This window comes from Pseudomonas sp. RIT288 (assembly GCF_000631985.1).
Lineage (GTDB): Bacteria > Pseudomonadota > Gammaproteobacteria > Pseudomonadales > Pseudomonadaceae > Aquipseudomonas.
The window spans coordinates 96,710-103,238 of sequence record NZ_JFYN01000004.1 but is presented as its reverse complement, the minus strand read 5'-3'; the positions used below and the strand labels follow the sequence as shown (position 1 = coordinate 103,238).

The 6,529-nt window shown below is 61.7% G+C and carries 7 protein-coding genes; 2 read left to right on the top strand and 5 right to left on the bottom strand.

The genetic code is table 11. The features are described 5' to 3' along the window. The coding region (locus tag BW33_RS30115) for a hypothetical protein (protein WP_236645199.1) at positions 1 to 276 on the top strand (276 nt) is incomplete at its 5' end. A 13-nt stretch (positions 277 to 289) separates the two neighbouring features. Beyond that, the gene (locus BW33_RS05935) at positions 290 to 1,948 is read left to right on the top strand and encodes a phosphoethanolamine transferase (RefSeq protein WP_047597736.1); all 1,659 of its coding nucleotides are present in this window, start codon (positions 290 to 292) and stop codon (positions 1,946 to 1,948) included. 127 nt (positions 1,949 to 2,075) lie between these two features. Here the strand turns inward: BW33_RS05935 and BW33_RS05930 are convergent, their stop codons facing one another. The 5 genes from BW33_RS05930 to BW33_RS05910 form a co-directional block, all read right to left on the bottom strand. Then, a complete protein-coding gene (locus BW33_RS05930; protein ID WP_047597734.1) occupies positions 2,076 to 2,354 on the bottom strand; it encodes a DUF971 domain-containing protein in 279 nt (92 codons plus the stop codon). Continuing rightward, entirely contained in the window at positions 2,351 to 3,313 is a 963-nt protein-coding gene (locus tag BW33_RS05925; RefSeq protein ID WP_047597732.1) for a HEAT repeat domain-containing protein, read from the bottom strand. Before BW33_RS05925 ends, BW33_RS05930 begins: the two co-directional genes overlap by 4 nt. Next, a complete protein-coding gene (locus tag BW33_RS05920; RefSeq protein ID WP_047597729.1) occupies positions 3,310 to 4,158 on the bottom strand; it encodes an ABC transporter ATP-binding protein in 849 nt (282 codons plus the stop codon). Before BW33_RS05920 ends, BW33_RS05925 begins: the two co-directional genes overlap by 4 nt. Then, positions 4,158 to 4,940, bottom strand: coding sequence for an ABC transporter permease (locus BW33_RS05915; RefSeq protein WP_047597727.1), 783 nt, complete (start codon positions 4,938 to 4,940; stop codon positions 4,158 to 4,160). The genes BW33_RS05920 and BW33_RS05915 overlap by 1 nt, the downstream gene beginning before the upstream one ends. Positions 4,941 to 5,076: 136 nt before the next feature. Beyond that, a complete protein-coding gene (locus BW33_RS05910; RefSeq protein WP_177327462.1) occupies positions 5,077 to 6,501 on the bottom strand; it encodes an ABC transporter substrate-binding protein in 1,425 nt (474 codons plus the stop codon). Positions 6,502 to 6,529: the final 28 nt, after the last annotated feature.

The window sequence follows — 6,529 nt, the reverse complement described above, 5'->3', positions numbered from 1 at the left end:
CACCGCCAGTCGGCCTGGGTCGGCGATCCACAAAAATCAAAAGATCGCAGCCTCGTTTCACTCGTCAGCTCCTACAGAAGAAGACGACTCGGGAACCGTGTAGGAGCTGCCGCAGGCTGCGATCTTTTGATTTTGATTTTAAAAAGCAAGATCAAAAGATCGCAGCCTTCGGCAGCTCCTACAGGGAATGGGGTGTTTGTTACGAGATGTTTACGAATTTTTTACTATTGCTCTTCTACAGTTACGCGCGTTTCCGCGCGTGTTCTATTCGAGTAGAGGAATGTCTGTAATGGCTTTGGGCAAAGGACTGCGTTTACCGTCCATCACTTCCACCCGCCTGGTGCTGCTGTTTTCCCTGGCACTGGTGGCGCTGTACAACCTGGCGACCTGGAAGGCGCTGGGTACGTTGATCACCCTGCAAGGCGCGCACAAACTGGCGTTTTTCGCTTCGTTCGGCCTGTTCCTGTGGGCGGCGATTACCCTGCTGCTGACCCTGGTGTCGTTTCGCTGGACGCTGAAACCGGTGCTGAGCGTGGTCGCTCTGCTCTCGGCCTGCGCTGCGTATTTCATGAACGAATACGGGATCACCATCGACACGGTGATGATCCAGAACGTGTTCGAAACCAACCCCGGCGAAGCCGCCGCGCTGTTCAACGGCAAACTGCTGGCTTACGTGTTGCTGCTCGGCGTGCTGCCAGCGGCGCTGATCTGGCGCTGGCCGGTGAGTTATCGGCCGTTCTTTCGTGGTCTGCTCAACAAGCTGCTGGTGATTGCCGCTTGCGTGCTGGTGGTCGGTGCCTCGGTGGGCGCGTTCTATTCGACCTACGCGCCGATTTTCCGCGAAGAAGACAAGCTCACCCACTTCATCAACCCGACCAACTACATCTACGCCATCAGCAAATACACCAAGCAACGCCTGGGCATCAAAAAGCACTTTGTGGTGCAGGCCATCGGTGAAGACGCGGTGATGAGCGCGAAAGCCGCCAGCCGCGAAAAGAAATCGCTGATGGTGTTTGTGGTCGGCGAAACCGCTCGCGCCGATCATTTTTCGCTGAACGGCTATGCGCGCGAGACCAACCCCGAGCTGAGCAAACTGGACATCCTCAACTTCACCCAGGTGCACTCCTGCGGCACATCCACGGCGGTGTCGGTGCCGTGCATGTTCTCGATGTTCCCGCGTGAGGACTACAGCGACAAGAAAGGCAAAACCTACGAAGGCCTGCTGGATATCCTGCAACGCGCCGGCGTGCAGGTGCTATGGCTGGACAACAACAGCGACTGCAAAGGCACCTGCCTGCGCGTGCCGCACCGCGACATCGCGAAGAACCAGCCGGGGCCGTTCTGCGACGGCAACAACTGCCTCGATGAGGCGCTGCTGGCCGACCTGCAAAGCTACATCGACAGCCTCAAGGGCCACGCGATCATCGTGTTGCACGCCGACGGCAGCCACGGCCCGGAATACTACGAGCGTTATCCGCAAGCGCTCGAACGCTTCAAGCCGATCTGCCACACCAACCAGTTAGGCAGTTGCAGCCGTGATGAACTGGTGAACGTATACGACAACACGATCCTCTACACCGACCACTTCCTCGCCAAGGTCATCGAGTTGCTCAAGCGCAATCAGGACACCCTGGAGACTTCGATGCTGTACGTCTCCGACCACGGCGAATCGCTGGGTGAAAACGGCCTGTACCTGCATGCCGCGCCGTATGCGTTGGCGCCCGAGGCGCAGACGCATGTGCCGATGGTGATGTGGTTTGGCAACAACACTCTGGCGCAACTGGGGATTGACCGCGATTGCCTGCAAGGCAAGACCGGACAGCCGGATCTGAGCCATGACAACCTGTTTCATTCAGTGCTGGGGTTGTTCGAGGTGAAGACCGCGCTGTATCAGCCGCGGCTGGATGTGTTTCATGGTTGCCGGCCATCCATGACGGCTGCGCAGTAACCCGGAGTTGCACCTATACCCTTGCAGGAGTGAGCCTGCTCGCGATAGCGGTGTGTCATTCAACAATGATGTCGGCTGATACACCGCTATCGCGAGCAGGCTCACTCCTGCAAGGGGCTGTGGCACATCAAGAATCGAGCTGTGCCAGATAGTCCCACGGGTAGATCCCGCGTTGATGTCCGTCGCTGAACACCAGTTGCACGCCGTAGCCCTGCGGGTTGATCTCGATCAGACGAACACGCTCATCCACCAGCGGAGTCATGCCTTTCAGGCGAAACGCGCGGCACTGCGAGCACGGGCACTGGCGGCGCAGTTCGGCGTGATTGAACACCGATTCACGTCCGTCCGGCCAGCTCAGGCGCAACGTCTGAGCGCTCTGCGAGTTGCCCACCGCCTGCGGGTTCATTGCAGTTGACTCAGGGCAATCCGCACCGCTTTGCGCACTTCCGGATCACCGTCATCCTGCGCCGCCTGCAACGCCGCCGCCGCGCCGCGATCATGCAACTCACCGAGGGCCAGCGCGGCTTCCTTGCGCAGGTTGCTGATGCGATGGCCGAGGGTTTCGATCAGGGCGTCCAGCGCCGGCACAAAACGCAGGCGACCGAGGCTGCGGGTGGCGCGCAGGCGCACTTGCCAGTAGTCATCACCGAGAGCTGCGATCAACGCCGGACCGGCGTCGCTGTGGCCGACTTTGCCCAGGGTTGTTGCCGCTTCTTCGCGCACTTGCCAGGCAGCGTCCTGCAGCGCCTGACGCAAGGCTGGCAGCACCTCTGCGCCGGATGCCAGACCAAGGGCACCGGTGGCGGCGCGGCGCACTTCGGTGTCCGGGTCGGCGCTGGCCAGTTGCGCCAATGCCGGCAGTGCGTCGAGCTGCTTGAGCCAGCCGAGCACGCCTACGGCTTCGCGGCGCACGTTGGCGTCGGCATCGCTCAACGCGGTGATGGCAGCCGGTGCAGCCTCGGCAAAACGCAACTCGCGCAGTGCCCGAAATGCAGCGATTCGCACGCTGACTGCAGCATGATCGGTCCACGGCAGAATCACCCGACCTGCGGCTTCAGTTTTGAGCAGGCTCAGACTTTGCGCGGCGGCGGCCTGCACTGCCGGAGATGGATCGGTCAGCGCCTGACAGAGCGCAGCCACCACCGGTTCGTCTTCCCACGCCTCCAGCAGCCGCGCAGCTTCGGCGCGGACTTCTTCGGCCGGATCTTCACTGAGTTTTTCAACCAGCCACAGCAGGCCGTCCGGCTCCTCCAGATCAGCCAGTTCGATCAGGGCAATGCGTCGCACACCGGCATCGTCAGCGGTCAGACGCGGTTGCAGGGCGAGGATGTCGTCGTTGTCGGTCACAGCAAAAAATGAGGTCATAGGGCAAATCGCGGCAAAGGGTTTTCGGGAGGCAGGCCGAGCGGGTTGAGGCGCGGCAGCGGTCGGGAGTTGTCGTGGCGCAGCAGGTCGAGGCAATGGCGCTTGAGGCGAGAAAATTCGGCGCTGGTCACCAGCTCAGTGGTGCGCGGACGCGGGAAGTCCAGGCGCAGGTCTTCGATGATTCGCCCCGGACGTGCGCTCATCACCAGCAAGCGGTCGGCGAGAAACAGCGCCTCGTCGATGTCGTGGGTGACGAACACCACGGTGGTACGAATTCGCGTCCAGATGTCCAGCAGCAGCTCCTGCATGTTCAAGCGGGTCAGGGCATCCAGCGCGCCGAACGGTTCGTCCATCAGCAACAGCCGTGGACGATTGACCAGCACCCGTGCGATCTCCACCCGTTGCTGCATGCCGCCGGAGAGCTGATCGGGCCAGCGCTCGGCGAAGCCGTCGAGGCCAACCAGTTTGAGCATTTCATCCGCCGCGCGTTGGCGTTCAGCCTTGCCGATGCCACGCATCTTCAAGCCGAAGGCCACGTTGTCGCGCACCGTGCGCCACGGAAACAGCGTGTGATGCTGGAAGACCATGCCGCGTTGTGGCGACGGCCCGGACACCTCGCCGCCGTCGACTTTGAGGCTGCCGGTATGAGCGCTCAAGTGCCCGGCGAGTGCGCCGAGCAAGGTCGATTTGCCACAACCGGACGGGCCGAGAATGCACACGAACTGACCCGGCTCGATCTGGCAATCCAGACCCTGCACGGCTTCGAACGCGTGCTGACCTTCGCCAAGAACGATCGACAACTGGCGAATATCAATCCGCCCTTCGGGGGTTTGCATCGCGCTCATCAGGCTTTTCCTCGTGGTCGGTGCCAAGGCGTGAACAGCCCGCCCAGACGCTTGATCAGCAGACTGCTGCCCATGCCCAGCACACCGATCAGCAGCATGCCGACGACGATGTCGGCGTAGTTCTGAATGGTGTAGGACTCCCAGGTGTAGTAGCCGATGCCGAACTGCCCGGAGATCATTTCCGCCGTCACCAGGCAGAACCACGAGGTGCCCATGCCGATAGCGAGGCCGGTGATGATGCTCGGCGCAGCGCCCGGCAGAATCACTTCAAGCAAAATCGCCCGGCGCCCTGCCCCGAGGCTTTTGGCCGAGGCGATCAGCCGTGGATCAACGCCTTCGACGCCGTGCACGGTGTTGAGCAGGATCGGGAACAGCGCGCCGGTGAAGGTGATGAAGACCATCGACAGCTCCGATGACGGAAACATCAGGATCGCCAGCGGAATCCACGCCACCGCCGGGATCGGCCGCAGCACTTCCAGCGGTGGCAGCAGCAGGTCTTCGGCCCATTTCGAGCGGCCGATGGCTAGGCCCAGGGCAATGCCGATGATCAGTGCCGCGAGATAGCCGGCGAACACCCGGCTGAGGCTGGCCGTCAGGTGCTGCAGCAGTTTGCCGGAATCGCCCAACCCCAACGCCGCTTCGATCACCGCCAATGGAGTGGGCACGTTGGCGAAGGTGACGAGGCCGAGGTTCCAGTGGTGGCTGGCGGCGAGCTGCCAGAACAGCAGGCAGAGCAGCAAAGAAGCAGCCCTTGGAACCCAGCGCTTAACAGAACTGAACATAAATATTCCTTTCAACCGAGATCCCCTGTAGGAGTGAGCCTGCTCGCGAATGCGGTGTGTCAGTTGTTGATGTGTTGTCTGACACAACGCTATCGCGAGCAGGCTCACTCCTACAGTTGACCTAGGTGTTCTCGGGTTAGCGGGTGGCTACAGCCTGGGTCGTGGCATCGGTAAAGTCGAAGACCTTGCCGCCCTGCGCCGCCGCATATTGCTGCGCCTGGCCCTTGAGCAGGAATGCGCTCAAGCGCCCCTTGGCATCACTGGCAAACCACGCCTGATCGGCGAGCAACTTGATACCGCTGTCACTGGCCTGCGCATACACCGCGCGGATGTTTTTGCCTTGCTGCTTCAGCGCGGCCAACGCGGTGAAGGCCGATTCCGCCGAGGCATACTGGCGCACCTTGTCTTCGCCGCGCACCCAGATTTCGGCGACGTGGCTGAAGTCTGTGATGGCTTTGCCGGTCGCCGCATCCAGCGCTTGCAACGGCGTTTGCGCGTAGTTGGCGAGTTGCGCGCTGTAGTCCAGATTCGAGGCCTTGAAGGCGGCGCGGAGGTACTGATCGTCGATGAAGGTGTTGAGGTCGAGGCCGCGATCAGCCTTCTTCAGCAGCTTCAGGGTGTCGATCGCCGTGCCCACTGCCTGACGGTATTCCGGCTTCCAGCTCAAGTCGCGGGTCTGCACGCCGAGCGGGCCGTGGAACAGGTAGTTGACCTCGGCATCGACGCCGGTGACCTTGGCGATCAGCTCGCTGTACTTCTCAGGCTCAGCAGCCAGCAACTGATTGGCCTCGATGCTCGCCCGCAGGTAGGCGACGACGATTTCCGGGTACTGTTTCGCGTAGGCCTGATCCACCAGTGCGCCGTGGAAAGTCGGCGCATTGGCCTGGGCGCCGTCGTAGATCTTGCGGGCGAAACCACGACTCGGGAACAACTCGGCGAACGGCACGAAATCGGCGTGGGCGTCGATCTTGCCGGCCTGCAACGCCGAGCCGGCGACCTCCGGTGGCTGGGCGATGATGTTGACATCTTTCAGTGGATCCCAGCCCTGCTCCGCCACCGCGCGCAGCAACATGCCGTGGGCGGTTGAAGCGAATGGCACCGAGATGGTCTTGCCCTTGAGTTCGCTCAGCGCCTGCACCCTGGACGCGCTCGGCACCACGATGCCGTTGCCGCTGCCCTTGATACTGCCCGAAAGCACGCTGATGAACAGGCTGTGCTTGCCGGCGGTTTCGAACGCCACACCGTTGAACGCGCCGGGGAAATCGGCCATGGCGCCGAAGTCGAGTTTGCCGGCGACCATCTCGTTGGTCAGCGGCGCACCGCTGGTGAAGTTTTTCCACTGCACATCGTATTTCGCGTCTTTGTAGGCGCCATCGTGCGGCAGGTATTTGTCGAGCAGACCAAGCTCACGAATCAACAGCCCGCCGGCGGCGCAGTTGATCGTGGTGTCCTGGGTGCCGATGGCGATACGGATGGTTTCGGCCGAGGCCGACAGGGTAAATGAAGCCAGTACCAGACCGGCGATTGCTGCACGCAACATGAGTGTTTCCCCTCGAATCATTTATTGGATGTTCGTCTCCGCCGCGATC

Bases quoted from the DNA above. Each gene is read 5' to 3' on its own strand.
- BW33_RS05935 (WP_047597736.1), top strand. From the start codon at position 290: ATGGCTTTGGGCAAAGGACTGCGTTTACCGTCCATCACTTCCACCCGC.
- BW33_RS05930 (WP_047597734.1), bottom strand. From the start codon at position 2,354: ATGAACCCGCAGGCGGTGGGCAACTCGCAGAGCGCTCAGACGTTGCGC.
- BW33_RS05925 (WP_047597732.1), bottom strand. From the start codon at position 3,313: ATGACCTCATTTTTTGCTGTGACCGACAACGACGACATCCTCGCCCTG.
- BW33_RS05920 (WP_047597729.1), bottom strand. From the start codon at position 4,158: ATGAGCGCGATGCAAACCCCCGAAGGGCGGATTGATATTCGCCAGTTG.
- BW33_RS05915 (WP_047597727.1), bottom strand. From the start codon at position 4,940: ATGTTCAGTTCTGTTAAGCGCTGGGTTCCAAGGGCTGCTTCTTTGCTG.
- BW33_RS05910 (WP_177327462.1), bottom strand. From the start codon at position 6,501: ATGATTCGAGGGGAAACACTCATGTTGCGTGCAGCAATCGCCGGTCTG.